The 18,729-nt window shown below is 33.4% G+C and carries 18 protein-coding genes; 9 read left to right on the forward strand and 9 right to left on the reverse strand.

The features are described 5' to 3' along the window. Window positions 1–81: 81 nt before the first annotated feature. The 5 genes from CIB95_RS01820 to CIB95_RS01840 all read left to right on the forward strand — a co-directional run bounded on the left by CIB95_RS01820 (window position 82) and on the right by CIB95_RS01840 (window position 4,847). On the forward strand, window positions 82–1,350 hold the full coding sequence (locus tag CIB95_RS01820; RefSeq protein ID WP_094921039.1) for an MFS transporter: 1,269 nt from the start codon (window positions 82–84) through the stop codon (window positions 1,348–1,350). A gap of 98 nt (window positions 1,351–1,448) precedes the next feature. After that, complete coding sequence (locus CIB95_RS01825; RefSeq protein WP_094921042.1) at window positions 1,449–1,925, forward strand: GNAT family N-acetyltransferase; 477 nt, start codon at window positions 1,449–1,451, stop codon at window positions 1,923–1,925. Between the two features lie 243 nt (window positions 1,926–2,168). Continuing rightward, window positions 2,169–3,401 carry an MFS transporter gene (locus CIB95_RS01830; RefSeq protein ID WP_094921044.1) on the forward strand — a complete coding sequence of 411 codons (1,233 nt, stop codon included), beginning with the start codon at window positions 2,169–2,171 and terminating at the stop codon, window positions 3,399–3,401. 13 nt (window positions 3,402–3,414) lie between these two features. Beyond that, complete coding sequence (locus CIB95_RS01835; RefSeq protein ID WP_094921047.1) at window positions 3,415–4,257, forward strand: alpha/beta fold hydrolase; 843 nt, start codon at window positions 3,415–3,417, stop codon at window positions 4,255–4,257. A 92-nt stretch (window positions 4,258–4,349) separates the two neighbouring features. Further along, window positions 4,350–4,847, forward strand: coding sequence for a hypothetical protein (locus CIB95_RS01840; protein ID WP_094921050.1), 498 nt, complete (start codon window positions 4,350–4,352; stop codon window positions 4,845–4,847). A 26-nt stretch (window positions 4,848–4,873) separates the two neighbouring features. On the opposite strand, the gene CIB95_RS16130 is transcribed toward CIB95_RS01840, so the two are convergent. Beyond that, window positions 4,874–5,026, reverse strand: a complete 153-nt coding sequence (locus tag CIB95_RS16130) for a hypothetical protein (RefSeq protein ID WP_158217542.1) — start codon at window positions 5,024–5,026, stop codon at window positions 4,874–4,876. Between the two features lie 70 nt (window positions 5,027–5,096). Further along, window positions 5,097–5,987 (reverse strand): vanadium-dependent haloperoxidase, encoded by an 891-nt coding sequence (locus CIB95_RS01845; protein WP_094921053.1) that lies wholly within the window; start codon window positions 5,985–5,987, stop codon window positions 5,097–5,099. A gap of 166 nt (window positions 5,988–6,153) precedes the next feature. Here CIB95_RS01845 and CIB95_RS01850 point away from each other — a divergent pair, with 166 nt between their 5' ends. Next, complete coding sequence (locus CIB95_RS01850; RefSeq protein WP_094921055.1) at window positions 6,154–6,957, forward strand: DUF2642 domain-containing protein; 804 nt, start codon at window positions 6,154–6,156, stop codon at window positions 6,955–6,957. 81 nt (window positions 6,958–7,038) lie between these two features. Here the strand turns inward: CIB95_RS01850 and CIB95_RS01855 are convergent, their stop codons facing one another. After that, window positions 7,039–7,245, reverse strand: a complete 207-nt coding sequence (locus CIB95_RS01855) for a hypothetical protein (RefSeq protein WP_094921058.1) — start codon at window positions 7,243–7,245, stop codon at window positions 7,039–7,041. Window positions 7,246–7,347: 102 nt separating this feature from the next. Further along, window positions 7,348–9,534 (reverse strand): UvrD-helicase domain-containing protein, encoded by a 2,187-nt coding sequence (locus CIB95_RS01860; RefSeq protein ID WP_094921061.1) that lies wholly within the window; start codon window positions 9,532–9,534, stop codon window positions 7,348–7,350. Window positions 9,535–9,672: 138 nt separating this feature from the next. Here CIB95_RS01860 and corA point away from each other — a divergent pair, with 138 nt between their 5' ends. Then, window positions 9,673–10,737, forward strand: a complete 1,065-nt coding sequence (gene corA, locus CIB95_RS01865; RefSeq protein WP_094921064.1) for a magnesium/cobalt transporter CorA — start codon at window positions 9,673–9,675, stop codon at window positions 10,735–10,737. 82 nt (window positions 10,738–10,819) lie between these two features. Here the strand turns inward: corA and CIB95_RS01870 are convergent, their stop codons facing one another. The 5 genes from CIB95_RS01870 to CIB95_RS01890 form a co-directional block, all read right to left on the reverse strand. Next, window positions 10,820–11,884 (reverse strand): oxidoreductase family protein, encoded by a 1,065-nt coding sequence (locus CIB95_RS01870; RefSeq protein ID WP_094922127.1) that lies wholly within the window; start codon window positions 11,882–11,884, stop codon window positions 10,820–10,822. Between the two features lie 5 nt (window positions 11,885–11,889). Continuing rightward, window positions 11,890–13,071: a carboxylate--amine ligase gene (locus tag CIB95_RS01875; protein WP_408607163.1), complete on the reverse strand. Its 1,182-nt coding sequence runs from the start codon at window positions 13,069–13,071 to the stop codon at window positions 11,890–11,892. A gap of 2 nt (window positions 13,072–13,073) precedes the next feature. Further along, window positions 13,074–14,402: a glycosyltransferase family 4 protein gene (locus tag CIB95_RS01880; RefSeq protein WP_094921070.1), complete on the reverse strand. Its 1,329-nt coding sequence runs from the start codon at window positions 14,400–14,402 to the stop codon at window positions 13,074–13,076. After that, the gene (locus CIB95_RS01885; RefSeq protein ID WP_094921072.1) at window positions 14,399–15,055 is read right to left on the reverse strand and encodes a PIG-L deacetylase family protein; all 657 of its coding nucleotides are present in this window, start codon (window positions 15,053–15,055) and stop codon (window positions 14,399–14,401) included. Before CIB95_RS01885 ends, CIB95_RS01880 begins: the two co-directional genes overlap by 4 nt. Before the next feature lie 206 nt (window positions 15,056–15,261). Then, window positions 15,262–15,816, reverse strand: coding sequence for an AarF/UbiB family protein (locus tag CIB95_RS01890; RefSeq protein WP_094921075.1), 555 nt, complete (start codon window positions 15,814–15,816; stop codon window positions 15,262–15,264). Window positions 15,817–16,747: 931 nt separating this feature from the next. Here CIB95_RS01890 and CIB95_RS01900 point away from each other — a divergent pair. Both CIB95_RS01900 and CIB95_RS01905 read left to right on the forward strand, forming a co-directional pair. After that, a complete protein-coding gene (locus CIB95_RS01900) occupies window positions 16,748–17,668 on the forward strand; it encodes a DMT family transporter (RefSeq protein ID WP_094921081.1) in 921 nt (306 codons plus the stop codon). 164 nt (window positions 17,669–17,832) lie between these two features. Beyond that, window positions 17,833–18,726 carry a DUF5050 domain-containing protein gene (locus CIB95_RS01905; protein ID WP_158217543.1) on the forward strand — a complete coding sequence of 298 codons (894 nt, stop codon included), beginning with the start codon at window positions 17,833–17,835 and terminating at the stop codon, window positions 18,724–18,726. Window positions 18,727–18,729 lie beyond the last annotated feature (3 nt).

An 18,729-nucleotide genomic window follows, 5' to 3' on the forward strand; every position in this document is an offset into this window, starting at 1 on the left:
TCATACTATCGCATTTCGTTTTTTTGAAAAAAATTAGCGAAAATAAAAGTACACAAAAAGTATGAATGGAGAGTGGGTAAATTGGAACAGCAACAGTCATTGTTCAAAAATAAATCATATATGTTTTTATTGTCTAGTCAAATTGTATCTAACTTTGGTACGTGGTTAAATATTTTAGCGGTTTCTACATTAGTAGCTATTGAATGGAATGCTAGTCCTATCGAAGTTTCTTTTGTTTTACTTGCTTTAGCTTTACCAATGGTCTTCTTTGGGCCGATAGCAGGAGTATTTGCTGATCGTATTGAACGAAGAAAAATGATGATTTTAGCAGACATATTAAGTGGAACAGTTGTCATTGGGCTAGTTTTTGCATCGTTTACATGGCAAGTATACATTATATTGTTTTTACAAGGCCTATTTTCAACACTATTTACGCCAGCCAAAAACGGAAAATTAAAAGAAATTGTTTCTGAAGAGCATATGCAGCAAGCGATGGCTATAAGTAGTATGGTAAATAGTATTTCTAAAATTGCAGGTCCAGCGTTAGGTGGAGTGTTAGTAGCAACAATTAGCGTGCAAGGTGTTTTTTACATTGATGCCGCTTCATATTTTATATCCGCACTCTTATTACTAGGTGTCCCGAAAACAGTTCATCTAGTTAAGGAAAAGGAAGAAAATGAAACAAAAGAAAACTTTGTTGCGCAACTAAAAGGTGGATTATCTTTTATTAAATCAAAAAGTATTTTACTCATTGGGTTAGTTTCATCATTTCTAGTATTTTTTGTATTACAAATTGGTGATACACAGTTTGGAGTGTTGATACGTCAATTACCGGAAATGGAAACAGAAGTATTAGGGTTAATTATGTCCGGTGCAGGTGCTGGAATGTTCATAAGTTCAATGTTATTAAGTAAGATTAGTATTAAAAAATTAGAGCAGTCTTTAGGGCTCGGTGCTGCAATTCTCGGGCTCAGTTTTATAGGTGAAGCAGTTATGGTTATTTATTTCTCAATTTCATCTGTTCTAATTTTGGCACCAATCTTTGCATTTGCTGCAGGTAGTTCATTTGCGTTTGTTTTAATACCATTCCAAACAGCCGCGCAGAAAGAAACACCTGTCAATTATAGTGGGAGAGTATTTGGTACGATCAATAGCATCTTTACCCTTGCAACAATCGGTGGAACAATTTCAGGCGGTATACTAGTTACATTAATTGGGATAAATAAAGTTTTTGTGATGAGCGGTGGAACTTTATTTGCAGTAGGTTTATCTATAGCTCTCTATGCTATGCTGAAAAATGTTGTTCATGTTAAGGTAGAAAATGAAAAGCAAAAAATAAATGAAGTATAGACTGAAAAAGCGTCACTTGAAGTGACGTTTTTTTATTGGCTATATAATAAAATTACTATAAAATGGAATAAAATAGAAAATAGATCGGAGATAAAGAGATGATTATTAGAGCAATGGATAAAAGAGATATCTCGCAAGTACAACATGTTGCAGAAGTAGCTTGGAATGATACATATAAAGGTATTTTACCTCAAGACTTTATCGATAAATTTGTTGCGAAAGCATATTCAAGTGCTAATTTAGAGAAGCGACTGGAAGAAACTATTTTTTTAGTTTCAGATAATAATGGGCATATAGAAGGTTTTATTAGTGTAACAAATGAAGAAAATGCTGAGTTAGCTGCCATTTATTTATTACCTGATTATCAAGGGAAAGGTATTGGAACGCAGTTATTACAAGAAGCAATAAATAAATTACCAAAATTAGTGTCTATGATCGTTTATGTTGAAAAAGAAAATGGAAAAGGCTTGAATTTTTATATAGCTAAAGGATTTCAAATAGAAGAAGAATTTAATGAAGAGTTATTAGGTCATAAAGTTTCCACAGTAAAATTAAAAAAGACTATTAAAAAGTAGGAGTAAAGATGCATACAATTTATTACTTTTTCTTAGGCAGTTTAAAAGGAATATAAGAAGACTAAGAGAAGAAGAATGGTTTCAAAACATAAGTGATGATGCTAGATATTACGATGTAATCTTTCGTAATCCTAGATTAATAAATTATTTAAATAAAAAAAGTAAAGTGGAAGAGATCTTAAATAATGAGAAAGAAAAGGAATTATTCTTAAACATGATAATAAATACTAAGGAGGAAGAAAAGTGAATTCACGATGGACATTATTTCAAAATAAAAGCTTTGTTATGTATTGGCTAGGCTATTTATTTTCGGCTTTAGGAGATGCAGTTTTCTTCTTAGTATTTTCTTGGTTTATCGTTGAATTAACGGGTTCTGGATTAATAATGGGCTCATTCTTATTAACAATGGGAGTGCCAAGAATTGTATTTATGCTCTATGGTGGTGTTATTGTAGATAGATTAAATCCACGGACTGTGATGTTTTACTCTGATATTTTCCGGGGCATTATTATGCTTGTTATGTTTGCTTTTATTTTTACCAGTTATACACCCTTACTACTTTTATATATATTAGCGTTCTCATTCGGGTTGGTCGATTCATTTTATTGGCCAGCAGTAACGGCAATCCGTCAACGTATCGTACATAAGCATGATTATGCACAGTCTAATAGTTTACTAGGAGCTACGTGGCACATTTCAGCTATTGGTGGCCCTATTGTCGGAGCTTTCTTACTTATAACAGGATATTCTCTTGCAATGCTCATCTTGGCAGTTTTTTATTTTTTTTCGGCAGCGACACTATTTTTTGTGAAATTGCTACCTAGCAAACAAGCAGTAAGCGTAGATAGTGGAGAACGAAAAGTATTAAAAGATATAAAAGAAGGTTTTCAATTTGTTATCACTTCACCTTTATTGTTAACAATCATTATAGCCGCTCTTTTCGCTAACGCTTCATTCAGTACATTGCAAGTTGGGTTACCATTTCTGGCTGAATATTATGAGGTAGGTTCAGCAGGATTAAGTACGATGACATCTGCCTTAGGTGTAGGAGGAGTATTAGCATCATTAGTATTATCTTTTATCATCATTATAAAAAATCCTACACCGAAAATGGGAATGATGGCATTTCTTTTTCAAGGAATATTTATATTTCTAATTTATTTTACGACAAATCATTTACAAGTTGCATTACTAGTTGCATCTGTAGGTATAACAACTGCAGTTTTAAATGTTGTAGGGAATAGTGTTTATCAATCAATTATTCCAGAACATGTAATGGGGAGAGTATCTAGTATTATGATTATAGTTGCTCAAGGAGTTACCCCTATTGCACAAGGAATTGGTGGTTGGGCAATTGACCATTTTGGTCCTCACGTCATTTTTGCAGCAGGTGGCTCAATAGAAATTATTGTTGCAAGTATAGCGATATTTATACCAGCTGTTTATCATTATAAAATAAATGCAGAAAGTGTTTAAAAGAGGTATTGTAATGGGAAAATGGATAAAGAAGAATGTAAAAACATCACGGGGTAACTTTGAAATTTTTATTAAAGGTGAAGGAGAGCCAGTATGTGTCACACACCTTTATTCCAGTTTTAACGAATCTGGAGACTATTTTGCTGATACATTTACAGAGTCTAATAAAGTAATTTTAGTAAACTTACGCGAAGCAGGAAACTCAGAAAAAGAGCACGAACCATACCAATTGAGTATGTTGGAGGCTTTGTTTGATTTAGAAGCAATCCGTGAAACTCTTGGTTATAAAATGTGGTCATTTGCTGGTCATTCAACTGGTGGAATGCTAGGCGTATTATACGGGATATATTTTTCGAATTCATTACATAAATTAATAATTGTAGGTGCAGCAGCACGTGACTATACCGAATCCGAAAATTGTATTTATAATGAAAAGCACGAAAGCTTTGCTTATATGCAACAACTTTTGGAAGGTTTAAAGAGTAAGGATATAAGTGAAACAGAACGAATAAATTTAACAGAGAACAGAACAAAGCTTTCATTAAAGAAACCAAAAAAATTCAATGACTACTTTTCTAAGGCGATAAATAAGAAAATGTGTGCAGAAAGATTAAATTTTTTTAATAGAGAATTAGTAATTTTTGATGTGACGAAAAAACTACAGCATATAATATGTCCTACGTTAATTATATGCGGACGCTTTGATGTACAATGCCCGGTGGAATACTCCATAGAGATGAATAAGTCCATTCCAAAATCAAGTCTAGTAGTCTTAGAGTACAGTAATCATTATCCTTTCTTGGAAGAGGAAAAGCACTTTAAAAATTCAGTAGAAAGCTTCTTGCTTAATCCATAAAATGGAATTTATTTATTAATATATGAAACTTTTTATAGAGGTCTGACGTCTATTAGTTTAAGGGAGTTCATTCGAGAGAAAGGAGAATTTTAATGAGAAATTTACTTATAATGTTTTCTACAGCTGTTATTCTATTCTCTTCAGTTGGATGTACCGAAAAGTCGAATGTTGAAGAAGAAAACGAACAAATATCAGTTAACACTAACGAACAAGAACAAAGTGAACAAACAAATAAACATCCTTCTGAATTAGCTTTTGAATTCATGAAAGCAAATATGTCCCTCGGTATTGATAAGCAGGCCGTAACCGGTTTACTAGGGACTAACTTCAAAGAAATCCAATCTGAAGATGGTGTTATTTGGCGCTATAATGTCGGTGCAGATACATATGTATCAGATGATCTAAGCCTAGTTACAAAGTCAGATTACGATGCAATAAAAAATGGCGAAATTAATGTGATCGTATTTATTAATTGGAAAAAGGACTTAGTTGATAGCTATTCGATTTATTATTTTGAGAGAGACTTAAATATTATTAATGAATATGTTGTAAGTGCAGATGGAGAGACAGCTAAACAAGTAACAAATTAAAAACTGAAGCAAATTGCTTCAGTTTTTTACTTGTAAAAGTAATCCCATTTTTTATTGAAACTTGTTTCCTTTTGATACTCTTTTTCCATTGCTTCAAATTCTTTCATATCTTTTTTCAGTTCCTCGATATCTGCTTTAAGTTCTTCTAAATCAGAAAAAAATTCAGAATCCTTTGCCAAAATTATCATCCTTTAACATATTAGTGCTAATTAAAACATCCTATGCTTCTCAATGATAGGAGTTCATTACTTACCAAAGAATTTTTCGCCACTTTTTATAGATATAATTAAAGTTACTGACATCATCTTTTGGTAATAATTTTGAATCACATATCTTACGGAAATCAAAAGGAATGACTTGTTCGTAGGTGATTGGTGGTAATTTAGCAGAACGGGAATCTGTGTAACGTGTATCAACTGCTTCATCATTTGCATTTCTTTGCTTTTCTAACTCTTTTACTACTAGTAATCCAATTTGTCTACCTAATCGCAATCCTTCATCATTATCTACAGGAAAGTGAACGCCACCATAAAGGCGCGAAACAGCACACTCTTCAGCTAATTCTGCTAGTTGATTACATTCTGTTGGAAAGTAGTAGCTTAAAACAGTCTCAGCACAACCTGCTATTACAGAGTGTCCTGAAGGATAAGTTGGATGTCTTGGTGTACATAAAAAGGTAGCAAGGTCAGGGTCTATTTGGTTTGGTCTAGCAACATCTAGTTTATATTTTAAGAACCAAGTTACAACAAAACTATCGTTTATAGCGGCATGGCACGTATCTAAGATTCTAGCCGCGTGTGGCGCAGTTACACCATACGTATCTATTAACCTATCAATAACTGGAGTCCATTGCTTTGTTGCAACTCCAGTACCCCAATAATCAGCTACTTCTTTTTGCCGATCTGTTAAATTGTTTAGAGTACTGTGAACATATTTAAGTTCTTCTTTCCAATTGATTTTACGTGGATCTTTTAAATGAAATCGAATGACTTTTCCTTCAGGAGATAGAATTTTCCCATCACTGTCTCTTTTTAAATATTTTAATGGCCAAGATCCTGCTAGTGGTTCTTCTGGATTTTGCGGGGGAACTTTTTCCCCAGCGTAAGGTAAAGAAGACCAACGGTTATATGAGTATTTCATAACGGTTTCCTCCCTTCTAGTAAGGTATATTTTAATTTATGATAGATTCTCTATAATGCTTGGACGAACTGGTAATTATTTGCGAGAAAAAGCGTCTATTTCATTACCGAAATGAAATTTGTATGCATATGATAAATTAGTCAGCATTTTCTTTGGAGGTAATGTTATGAAAAATTTAACTTTTTTAGATAATTTAATTAACAAAAGAGTAATAGTTCATCAATCAGGGCCAGCGTCAAAGCGAGGAATTTTAAGGGCGGTTCAGTCAGACTACTTTGTTTTGGAGACTAAAGATGGTTTATTTTTTTATCAAATGAAACATATTGGAAGCATTCATGAGTTAGCACTAGAACAAGGAGAAGTTGGTGAATATGAAGGGACATTACCAACTGAAAAGACGTTTTACTCACTAATCAAATCGTATATTAATTTCCACTTAAAGCTAAGCCGTACAGATAGTTCATCTTATTCAGGGCTTGTACTGGATGTTAATAAAGATTTTGCACTGTTAGCAACGAGAGAAGAAGGAAAAATATATATAAATATAAATTTAGTAAATAGTGCCACTGAAATTATTAATCAACAATTATTAAAAGAAGAAGAAGATTTAATGGAGTCACCATCTGGTGTGACATTTATAGATGATTTAACTGTTGAAGTTAAAGAGCAACCAAAAGAAGTCACACATAACACTTGTAATAACATGAAAGAGTTATGCGAATCACTTGTTTTTACAACAGTAGAAATTTTGAATAGCTTGAATGAGAGAGTGGAAGGTGTGTTAGTAGGTGTTGATGATAGTAGCATTTCAATAGTGAAAAATAATGAAGTTTCTCGCATCATTATGAATCACATATATACAATTAAAAAAATAAAGCAAAAAGAGACTGAATCAAAGATAGAAGAATGTAACCAACTTCCAACTCTTGAAGCAGAAAAACTTGAAAATAATAATAAACCGGCTTGGTAAGGTAAGTTAGCTTCGTAATGTAAAGTAACTTTAATCTTATAGAATAAAAGGAAGGCTTGAGAATTTTCTCAAGCCTTCCTTTTATTGATTATCAAATTCGATTGCAGCTATATCCTCGCAATCAGCGATGACTGTATTGCCCGAAGTATTAATAAAGGTAACGAGTCTCGTAGATTCGTTGTAGCTTACAACATTGCTTACTTGTATTTGAGCACCTTGTGCAATGATACCGCTCAGTTTTGTTCCCGGGTTTAAAGTTTTTATTAATTCACAAATTGGCTTTGACATTAGTTCCTCCTAATGTAAACGAATAAGGTCTTATAATATCGTATAAATAAGAGGAGAAAAAAATTCGCATTTTTTTACCATTCTATTTACATTGGCAAAGAATTATTGCAAAACTGCTTTATCGGCAATCATCATTTGTGACTTACAAAATGGACATCTTCGTTCTTTTTTGTCATCAGCAGTATTGTCGACCTTCATCCATCCATTACAAGTGGAGTTTGTACAATCCCAAACAGACTGCTTTTTTTCCATCTTAAAAGCTTCTAATAAGAAACGGCTAATATCTGCTTTAGCACCTCGGTAATAGGTAGGAGAAGATATGTATAATTCTTCTTTACAACGTGTGACACCAACGTAAGCAAGTCTTCGCTCTTCCTCAAGCGCTAACATTTTTTGTTTGAATGGTTCACCTTCTTGAAAAATATCTTCCATTTTATCTGCGTGAATAGCTGTTTTATGTGGCAGCATATCCTCTGACATTCCTATTAGAAATACAACAGGAAACTCTAGCCCCTTAGATTTATGGATGGTCATCAAGGAAATTGCATCACCGGCAATTTCTCTACCTTGTTCTGTCATTTTCTGATGCTCACTAATAATAGAGTCGACGTAAGATACAAAGGCAAAAATCGTTGCATGGCCTTTTGCAGACTCTAGTAGTTCATCAAGTGCTTCAATCATCATTTCTTTATGCAATGAGTTACTTTTATCAGTGGTTTCTAAATATTTATCATAAAAGCTACTTCTAATTTCTTTAATAGCGGATACCGGATTTTTATTTATTACTTTTTGCAAAAGAGCAAAGACTTCTTTTAGCTTTTTCTTTTGAAAGGGCTTCATGTTTGGCATGTCCAATAAATGGAGTAATGGACGATCTTTAGGGTAAAAAAGCTGTTGTTCTTCAATGAAACGCATTGCAGTTTCTTTATTTACATATAATGAAGGTAAAATTGTCGACATTGCTTTCATATCCTCTGGATTCATCGCTAGCCTTAAGTAATCGATTACCGGTTTAATAATCGCAGTTTCATAAAACATTTCGCCGTTACTATATGAAATTGTCGGTAAACCTTCCTGTACTAATGCTTCGAAAATACTACGACTATTAGCGAGTGTCCGATGTAATATCGCGATGTCACTATATTGCCATTTTCCTGATGCCACGTGTTTTTTTATTTCGCTAACTATCGCAGTTGCCTCATCAGTTGTTGTGCTTGGACGTAAATACATTGGTTTATCTGCATTTTGCTTAGTAGCTAATAGATTACCAGATTTCGTGCTTTTATTATGTTTAATAATTTCATTACCTAGACCAATTACCGAGGCTGGTGAACGATAGTTTACATCAAGTGTTACGACACGGACATTTGCAAAATCTCTTTCAAATCCTAATATAATTGCGTGATCAGCAGAATTAAAAGAGTAGATACATTGCTTTTCATCCCCAACGACCATAATGTTATTTTCAGGCTTGGCAATCATTTTAATTAATTCATATTGCAGTGGATTTGTGTCTTGAAATTCATCAATTAAAACATATTGAAAACGTTGTTGCATCATTGTAAGCAGTCGTTTGTTATTTTTAAATAAGAAAAATGTTTCTAGTAAAATATCATCAAAATCAATCTTATTTGTTTGCTTTTTCCAAGCTTCATATTTTAATAAGATTTTTTTCACTTGTTTTTGCGTTGCATCTTTTTCAGGTAATTCTTCCGTTGCCTGCATTCTATTTTTTAATAAAGAAAGCGTAGCTAATAGGGATTCCGGCTTGTAACTATCTTGTAAATTAAGCTGTTTTAAGATAATTTTTAAAGCGATTAACTTGTTCTTTTCCGATAGTATTTCTTGATTAAAGCCTTGATGGCGAAGAAGGCGTAAAAATACGGAATGGAACGTCCCTGAAGTAATCTGTCTTGCTAACTGTGGATTTGTCAGTTTTGTAATTCGTTCAATCATTTCATTCGCTGCTTTTTTCGTAAATGTCATGATTAGAATGTTTTTAGGTGAAATTCCTTTATAAAGAAGATAAGATGTGCGCGCCACTAATACGGTTGTTTTACCTGTACCAGCACCAGCTAACGTCAGTAATGGACCGTTAATATGTTGGCACGCTTTCGCTTGATTTTTATTTAAGTAAATGCCATTTTGTTGTAGTTTATTAAAGAAAGAGAAATCTGCTTCATCTGCGGAAAAAGCAAATGTCGTGCTTTCTTCCGTTGCTTGAGTGGCAGTAAGTATGCTTTTATTTTTCTCACCGTTAAGGTAAGGGTTAAAATCAATGTATGTCATGAATTAGCACCTCTAAGCTAGACTAAGCATTTATTTTAACATAGATTGCTATGGAAAGATGTAAGCAAGGCACGGAAGAGGAGCTAATAACTGGGAATATGATAAGATAGAATTATTCACCTTTTAGGAGGTTTTTTAATGAAGTTTATTCGTAAAAGAGATAAAAAACAAAGCTTACCACCAGGGACACTAACTTATGTTGGTGAAGAACAACAAAGGAAAGATGCAGTTATTACTGTTATTAACTATGGAAAGAATACATACGAAGAAAAGACGATTGAAACTATTGAAGAAAGCTATTCAGCAATTACTAGTGATAGACAAACGTGGATCAATATAACAGGTCTTACCGATATAAAAACGATTGAGAAAATCGGTAAAGAACTAGAAATTCATCCCCTTTTACTTGAAGATATTGTAAATAGTGAGCATCGACCAAAACTAGAAGTAAATGAAAATCATATGTTAGCAATAGTAAAACGATTGTATTACAGCGAAGAAGAGGAAGAATTACAAAATGAACAAATAAGTATTATTCTATCTAAAAATGTCGTGATAACTTTCCAAGAGTTTGCTGGTGATGATTTTGAAACAATACGTAAACAAATTAGGCATTCTGTTGGTGGAATTCGCGCTTGTGGGACAGATTTTTTATTTTATCGACTATTGGATAGTGTAGTTGACCGCTATATCATTGAAGTTGAGGAATTGGAAGATCGACTGGAAGAATTAGAAGAGAAAATCATCGATAATCCAGAGCAAAGTTTATTGCATGCTATCTACCAAAAGAAACACGATGTAGTTGGCTGTAAGAAAATTGTAACACCGATGAAAGAAGTAATTAGTCAGATTCAAAAAAGTGATTTTCCATACTTAACAGAACAGACAAAGTTTTTTATTAAGGATATTCAAGATCATATGATTGATGTTACAGAAAAAGCAGAGACGACAAGATCGATGATTACAGGGCTGATTGAACTTTATTATTCAAGTGTTAGCTACAAAATGAATGAAATTATGAAAGTACTAACAATCGTATCAACGACATTTATTCCATTGACATTCATAGCAGGAATATATGGTATGAACTTTCATCGGATGCCAGAACTTCATTCGAAGTGGGGCTACCCAGCTGTAATGGGTGGGATGGTTCTCATTGCAATTGGAATGTTTATTTACTTTAGGAAAAAGAAGTGGTTTTAACAAAGAGGCTGGGACACAAGTGCCAGGCTCCTCATTAACGTGAGGTGCCAGGCTCCTTGTTTTGTCCCAGCCTCTATTTTCTTTATTTGTAAATCCCTAGTTCTTTTCCCCATGTTTGTATTTTTTCTAAATGATAGGGAAGTAGAACGCCTTCACGTGAGTCAAAAATACGACGCAACTGGGTATGCAAGCCTTTTTCAAGTGTGCGTTGCAAATAAGCCATCTTATAAAGAGTATGAGGATTTGTTTTAAAAGTAATACCGTGCTTTTTCATTTCATTTGTATAAACGTTAACACAATGTGTTCTAATTTCCTCGCCACGACTTTGCCAATCGTTTCTGAAACCTAATAAGATCTCCACTAAAACAATCATATCGAACCAGGTTGGTGCAAATTTTACAGACTCCCAATCAATAAATTTGATTTTCCAAGGCTTATTTTCTGAAACATCCTCAGAACAAATATTTTGCATATGAAGGTCGCCATGGGTAATTGCTGAACCATTCGATAATAATTCTGGGAAAAAAATTGGGTCAGCTTCATAGATTCTCTTAAGTTGTTTGTAGTGAGGCTTAATTATGTCTGTCAACCCTTTATCATTCATTCCTTCGTCTAAAAATTTCACTGTTTTCGCGATATATTTCTTTCGTTCTTTTTCCATTTTACTCGAACTATAATTAGGGACCCAAGGTTGAAAACGCTTTTCACGCTTAAATTTATCTTCAAAGGTTTGTGCATGAAGATTAGCAACGGTAGGAATGATGTAATCAAAGTGTTTGGGAGTAAAAGTAAGCTGACCTCGAATTTGCTGCACAAACTCCATAAATGCCCACGTTTCATCTTTTTGGATATACTCTTCTATTAGATAAATTTCAGGTAAGAAATCATAAAGAGCGCGGTAGGCCTTATTATACATATTAACTTCAATATCATTTTTATAACTATTTGCGTTGTAAATTTTAAATATAATAGGGAAGATGCCGGAAGATGATTGAACATTTAATTTGTAAATGCTACTACGTTTCGTGGATTTTAAGCATTGAATTGAACCGGGGAGTATATTTATCTTCTTTTTGAGGCCAGACGATAATTTATCGGTGATTTGGTACTTTTTAAATAAATAATATAATTCCTTCGCATCGTAAATAGTAATCACTCATTTCTTTTTTTTCTTTTAGGTTTCCATGAATTCCATAAGTGAGAGATTGTGCTTCTAATAAAGGGCATTGGATCATCAAATGCAAGTAGAGCAAAAACTTTTTTTCCTTTTAATCCTTGTATAAACTCTTTAAAAGACATCTCACCTTTCTTTCTTTTTTGAAGAAAAGTTAAAAAATAACGGACAAGATAAATCCATTGGACACCGTCTATTTGCTCAAGTTTTGGAGTTGGTTTTTGTCCTGTTAGATAAAGGTAGTACATGTAAGAAAAGTCAACACCAGCAGGGCCAGTTAAACTATGAGTTAGCCAAAATCGTGGATTAATCTCAATTAGTTTGTATTGCCCATCACGTGGGTCCTTTTTGTACTCAATCATGCCGATTCCTTTTAAATTAAGTTCTTTTAATATAGGTACTCCAAGCTTTACAAGTTCAGGAATTCTTTTGCTCACAATATGGGCGCCTGTACCAAATTCAATCGGAAATTGATGGTTTTTTTGTAATGTAAATAATGCTAGTAAATTCATCTCATCATCAAAAAATGTTGCTACTTTGTAAAACGCTTTATTGTCACCCGGAATTATTTCTTGAATGACTAGCTCGCCAAACTTACTGTAAATAGGGAATAGTTTTTTTAGTTGATAAACATCTTCAATATGAATTGCTTTTGTGTTGACATGTTTTCTAAACGCATGTCCGAAGACAGGTTTCAATATACAAGGGAACTCTATTTCATTAATGACATTATCTAGTTCGGATTCATCATTAACAAAAAATGTTTTTGCAGTTGGAATGTTATATTTAACTGCTAAATCGAACGTTCTCTTTTTATCTAATAAATCCTCGATAAGTTGATGTTCTGGAAAAAGAAATAAATAATAATTGGATAGAGTCTTTCTGTATTTCGATATAAAAACAACATAATCATCTGCACCGGCATAGAGAACAGGCTTTTGTTCAAATTTCTTCGCGAGTTCAACTAGAAAGGTTAATAGATTTTCTTCTTCCGTTAGTGGACTAGGACATACGCCACAAGTCGCCAATCTAGATTTCCCCTTTTGGTATGGACCTTTTGTATCATACGCGTATACATCGATTCCTTTTCGGGCAAGCGTGTGGATAATACCAACCCCGTTTGCACTAAAATCAAGTACAACTGCAGCGTGTTTTGTCACTACTATTTACCTCCTTCGTCATAAGTTAGTTGATAATATTTGTTTTCAATCCTACTTAGCATCTCTTTAAGTGTTAAATTCTTTTGAGCATAGGCAAATGCGTTGTTCCCTAATCTTTCTCTATTAGTCTTACTATTAATTAAATATTCAAGTTGTTTCGTTAATTCGTTTACATCTCCTGGATTAATTAAAATTCCAGTTTCATTATGTTGAATTAGTTCTGGAATTCCACCACAATATGTTGAAATGATGGCTGTGCCACTGTGCATTGCTTCTATAATAGATAATGGAAGACTGTCGTTTAAAGTAGGAAGAACAAAAATATCAGTAATACTTAAAAGGTAAGGTACATCGTCACGGCTACCTAAGAAATAAACGTTTTTTACTCGAAGATCTTCGACTTGTTTTTCGAGAATTTCTCGCATGTCTCCGTCACCAATTATTAAAACATCAATATCTTCAGTGATATTTTTTAAGTTAGCAATAGCTAGTAGTAAATCTTGTTGACCTTTACGTGGTCCAAGTCTTGCTACACAGGAAATAACAATTTTATCATGTGGTTTTCGAATTGAAATACTGTGTGGATATTCAATACCTGTATGAATAGTTGTCATTTTTTTCATACTTGCACCGAGCTTACGTAATTGGGGGATAAATGAATCTGTGATATTAATAATATGCGAGGCATAATCAACTGCTTTTCTTTCCATTTCTTCGTAATAGACTTCTTCTACAGAGCCTTTCTCAATGCGATTGAATTTAAGTCGATTGTAAGTAAACATTCCGTGTGGTGTATAAATGAGAGGCTTACCGTGTGCTTCATTTAACCGTCCTAATATATTTGCTGTAAATAAGTCTTGTGCATGAAGGATATCGTATTTTTCAAGGTCGATATATTTAAGCATATTTTCATAAACGAAGAGTAATCTCATACTTTGCAATACTTTGCTTGAGTATGTGCCATAGCGTCCATTTAAGAACTGTTTTAATTCAGGAACAATTTGTGCACGAATCTTTGACACTTTTTCTTCGGGGAATTGATTTGGGGCTATGACATCCACTTGATGACCTAAATTTCTTAACCCATCTCTGAGTGCTGTAATGTAATTTGAAAGTCCACCAGTATGTGGGTAGTCCCAAAAGGTTGTGATTAATATAGATAACGATTTCTTTTTTAGAGGAGCATTATTTACTTTCTTTCTAGTGACCAGCTCTTTTAAGATTGATTTAACACCTTGTTTAAAAAAGGTAGTATCACTTTTTGTGTCCACCCCATAATATTGGTCTAATACCTTTACAATATTTGGGTATGGGAATTTTAATTCTTTCATGTCCAAACCCTCCTGATAATTTCAAATGCTTCCGCATATGGTACTCCGACCGTCATGCCACGAACGCGGGCTAAATGTTTAATTCCTTTGTAGGAACGTGGATGAGGAAATTCTCTCATTTCAACTTCATAATGTTTTAAAGCGGCTATTTTTGTATCAAAAGTAGACGTAATATTGACATAGTAATTTGGTTTAAATGTTTTATCGTTAGTATTAATATTCCATTCACTTGAAGAGACAGTTTCAAATGTTAGAATCTCAATTGGCTTTTTATTTGGTAATGGGCGTGCTGCTGTCAATACAGCTTGAAATGTGATCTGATGATCACGATTTAAATCACCATAATGATGTGTGAAAATTTGGTCAGGTTGATACCTTTCTATCAATTTCTCAATTTCTTTTGTTATCATATGAAGTGGAATTTTTTCAAGTTCTAAGTTTGGATATTCAAGAAATATTAATTCCTTTACACCAATTTCTTCATTTGCTTTACGAGCAAACATTTGAATGTGGTGTTCTTCTTCTTTTCTTCCAAGTGCTGTTATGATTGATATGACATTATCACCTTGATCAACTAGTCTTTTTAAAGTACCGGCTAACCCTAATATCTCATCATCAAAGTGTGCAACAATCACCATGACTGTTTTTGGCATCTCTTACACCCCAATCTATTAGTAATATTATATTGTATGTGAATTATGCTAGACGTGAAACAGACATTAGTCTATATAAATCGGTTTGATCAATATTCATAATAGGCATTTTGCTCTGGATTCTTTTTATATTAATAACCTATTTTGAAAAGAAAATGCGCTAGCATTCAACCTATAAATCTTTTATACTAGCTAAATTGATCTCCTTATAATTTATCCTTCCAGTTATTATAAAGGAGCGGTTGCATCCTCTGAACGTGACTTAAAAACTGATCCTCTAACCCATATTTCTTTAACCCTTTAATCAATTTTATAGGAACAGAAGTCTTAGTGGAGAAGGCACGCTTATGGTCGATCACTTTAAATTGACCTTGTTTATTTAAGAGCAAATGCCGGATTTCTGTATCCAATCTTTTAAAGCCAACTCTTTTTAATTCATTAAGGACAAATAGTATCTTCCTTGTAAGTTCTTTATCTATATAACCGTTCTTTTTCATATGATGTGCCAGTGAAACTCCTTTCACGAACTCCATAACAATATAATTATCTCCACTTTCATATACTCGAGGAATTACCTCAGTTTTTTGGCCAAGCTTAAGTGCTTCATACTCTTTTTTACATGTATCTTCTCTAAAAAAAAATTTCACACATTTATCTGAAGTTAGAGAATAAATTCTTCCATCTTTTCCTTGGGCGATCTGCTTATAGTTTTTTAAGTCAAAGTGGCTTATTTTCTTTTTCGCTTTAAAAAAATTATCCATCATATATCTCCTTTTTTATGTTTCCTCCTTTATTATTGTATTGAAGCACATTGTTGCAAGTAACCCCGCCAAACGTTGATTTTACTTAACAAGAAAACGATTTTGATTTAAAAATTTCGTTTTAAAAGTAAGAAATGGTAGGCATTTAGTAGTAAGACAAAAAAACAGCCTGAATTTGATTATCACATCAAATTCAGGCTGCTATAACTTTTGAATATTCAAAACGTCACCTCATTTCATATTTATAAACTTAATTAGCGGCGTTTTGACTCTATTAATTGTTCCAACTCGTATAAATTTATTAACATATAAATCCCTCCTTAGGCGTTCATTCAATATTTTACGATTTGACACATTTACCATTTCTAATTCGAAAACATTCTCCATGTTATTCACCGCAGCCCATTTATGTGAAAAATTATTTACGCTTAGTCTCATTTAAAAGTTCCAACTCAAAAACGTTTATCACCTGAATCACCTCGCTTTGTTCTTTACACTGTTAGTATACGCACTTCCATATTTTTCTACACGGAGCGATAGATTGATTTTGCCTCGGACTTTTGGAGGATGGGAGGGACTGTCAGGAGTCTTATTTGGCTTCGTTGCATGGATAACGTGTCCTCAGCAATAGTGAAAAGCAACAGCTGAAGAACCTGCAGAGCGAGGAACGAGGTCGAGGAGGCTGAAGCGTTGCCCGCGAAAAGCGTCCGCCTGAAGCTATTCGAAATCAACAAAATTCTTTAACAGAGCCATTTTTTAAAACAAAGCAGTTACTCAAACTGGAACAAAAGAAACAATAATATTACAATTAACATCTGTTCCACCAAGCTCGAACATTGGAAATGGCAGATAATGAATGAAAAGCTAAATCAACAAGATACTATTTTTAAAATAGTAAAACCTTATATTTAACGATTGAAAGGAAGACAACATGAAAGCAGAAACATTTTTTACAAATAGATGGGGTATTTTACTTTCCGTAGTTGCTGCAACATTTTTATGGGGAAGTGCGTTTCCAGTAATAAAATTAAGTTATGAAGCATTAGATATACAGAAAACGGAAATTGGTGAGCAAATTTTGTTTGCTGGGTACCGCTTTTTCCTTGCAGCACTTTTTATTATCTTGTTTATGATTTTAATAAAGAAAAGAACGTTTATAAAAAAAGAAAATATGAAAACGTTAGCCAATATTAGTTTTTTTCAAACATTTCTGCAGTATATCCTGTTTTATATTGGATTAAGTTTAAGTACCGGTATACAAGGATCAATTATTGCAGGAACAACTTCTTTTTTTCAAATCATCTTTGCACACTTTATGTATAAAGACGACGCACTGAGTTGGAAAAAATCAATCGGATTATGCATTGGATTTACTGGTGTTATTTTCGTTAATCTCACTAAAGGGGAGTATCATTTTGACTTTGGCATTGGAGAGTTTTTACTTCTCTTAGCAATGGTTACAGGTGCTTATGGTAATATCCTTGCAAAAAATGGGACAACCAAAATGGATGTTGCGAATTTAACTTCATTTCAAATGTTATTAGGATCTATTGGGTTACTTGTAATCGGGGGGATTTCTTCTGGTTTTTTACCATTTACTTTTGATATTAAGTCAACCTTATTGCTCTTCTATTTAGCTTTATTATCGGCAGTCGGATTTATCTTATGGAACAACATAATGAAATACAATAAAGTCGGAAAAGTGTCGATTTTTCTATTTTTAATTCCTGTCTTCGGAGTACTATTATCTAATATACTGTTGCATGAACCGGTTCACTTTTTCGTTTTAATAGGACTAGTATTTGTAGCAAGCGGGATTGTCATTGTAAACCGAAAAGAAAAACGTAGTTAAAATAACAAGTGAGCCATATCCAAAATAGGATTTGGTTCTTTTTTTATGAGATAAATATGGATGAGAAATGAAAATGTTCCATTTGGACAAGAAGTAGGTTGGAGTACAAGCATGAAATAAATAAATAAATATACTAATTAATAATGGAAAAAAGGGGGGAGAAAATGAAGGTCCTTAAACTATTAATCCCAATTGTTGTTACACTACTATTAACGACAAGTTTTGCCTTCGCTATGCCTCAAAAATTCAGTGGGAAAGTTACCTTTGTTTCAAACAGAGACTCAAACGAGGAGATTTATGTAATGAATGCAGATGGAACTAATGTTATGCGGCTGACCAATGATCCTGCATTTGATAGGCAACCAGAACTTAGTCAAAACGGAAAAGAAATAGTGTTTGTATCAAACAGAATATCAGCAGGAAATTTTGAAATTTTTAAAATGAAAGCAGATGGAACAAATCAAGTTAGACTAACAACTCATCCAGGATTTGATGGTAACCCTTCGTGGTCACCAAACGGAAAACTAATTACATTTGTATCTGACCGTGATGGGAATGAAGAAGTATATATTATGAACGCAGATGGAACAAATCAAACTAGAGTATTGGCTACAACAGGAAATGAGAGAGATCCTATGTTTACAAACAATGGAAAGGAGATTGTTTTTGCAAGTGATATCGATGGGGATAATGAAATTTATATTATGAATGTTGATGGGACAAACGTTCGTAAATTAACTGATAACACATCAGAGGATTTCTTATTTGCTGTATCACCAAACGGTAAGTATATTGCATTTACATCAGATCGTGATGGAAACGAAGAGATATATACAATGAATATTGATGGGACAAATCAAGTGCGTTTAACTAACAACGCTGCAAGAGATGCAAATCCTTTTTGGTCTCCAAATGGATTGTTTATTGTCTTTCAGAGTAATCGCACAGGAGATGTTGAAGTCTATATCATGAAAGCAGATGGAACTAATGTAACAAATGTAACGAACAATGTAGCATTTGATGCGTTTGCTACTTGGTCAGTTGGTACTGTGAAATAGAAT

It is taken from the genome of Lottiidibacillus patelloidae (genome assembly GCF_002262935.1).
In the GTDB taxonomy this organism is placed as follows: domain Bacteria; phylum Bacillota; class Bacilli; order Bacillales; family SA5d-4; genus Lottiidibacillus; species Lottiidibacillus patelloidae.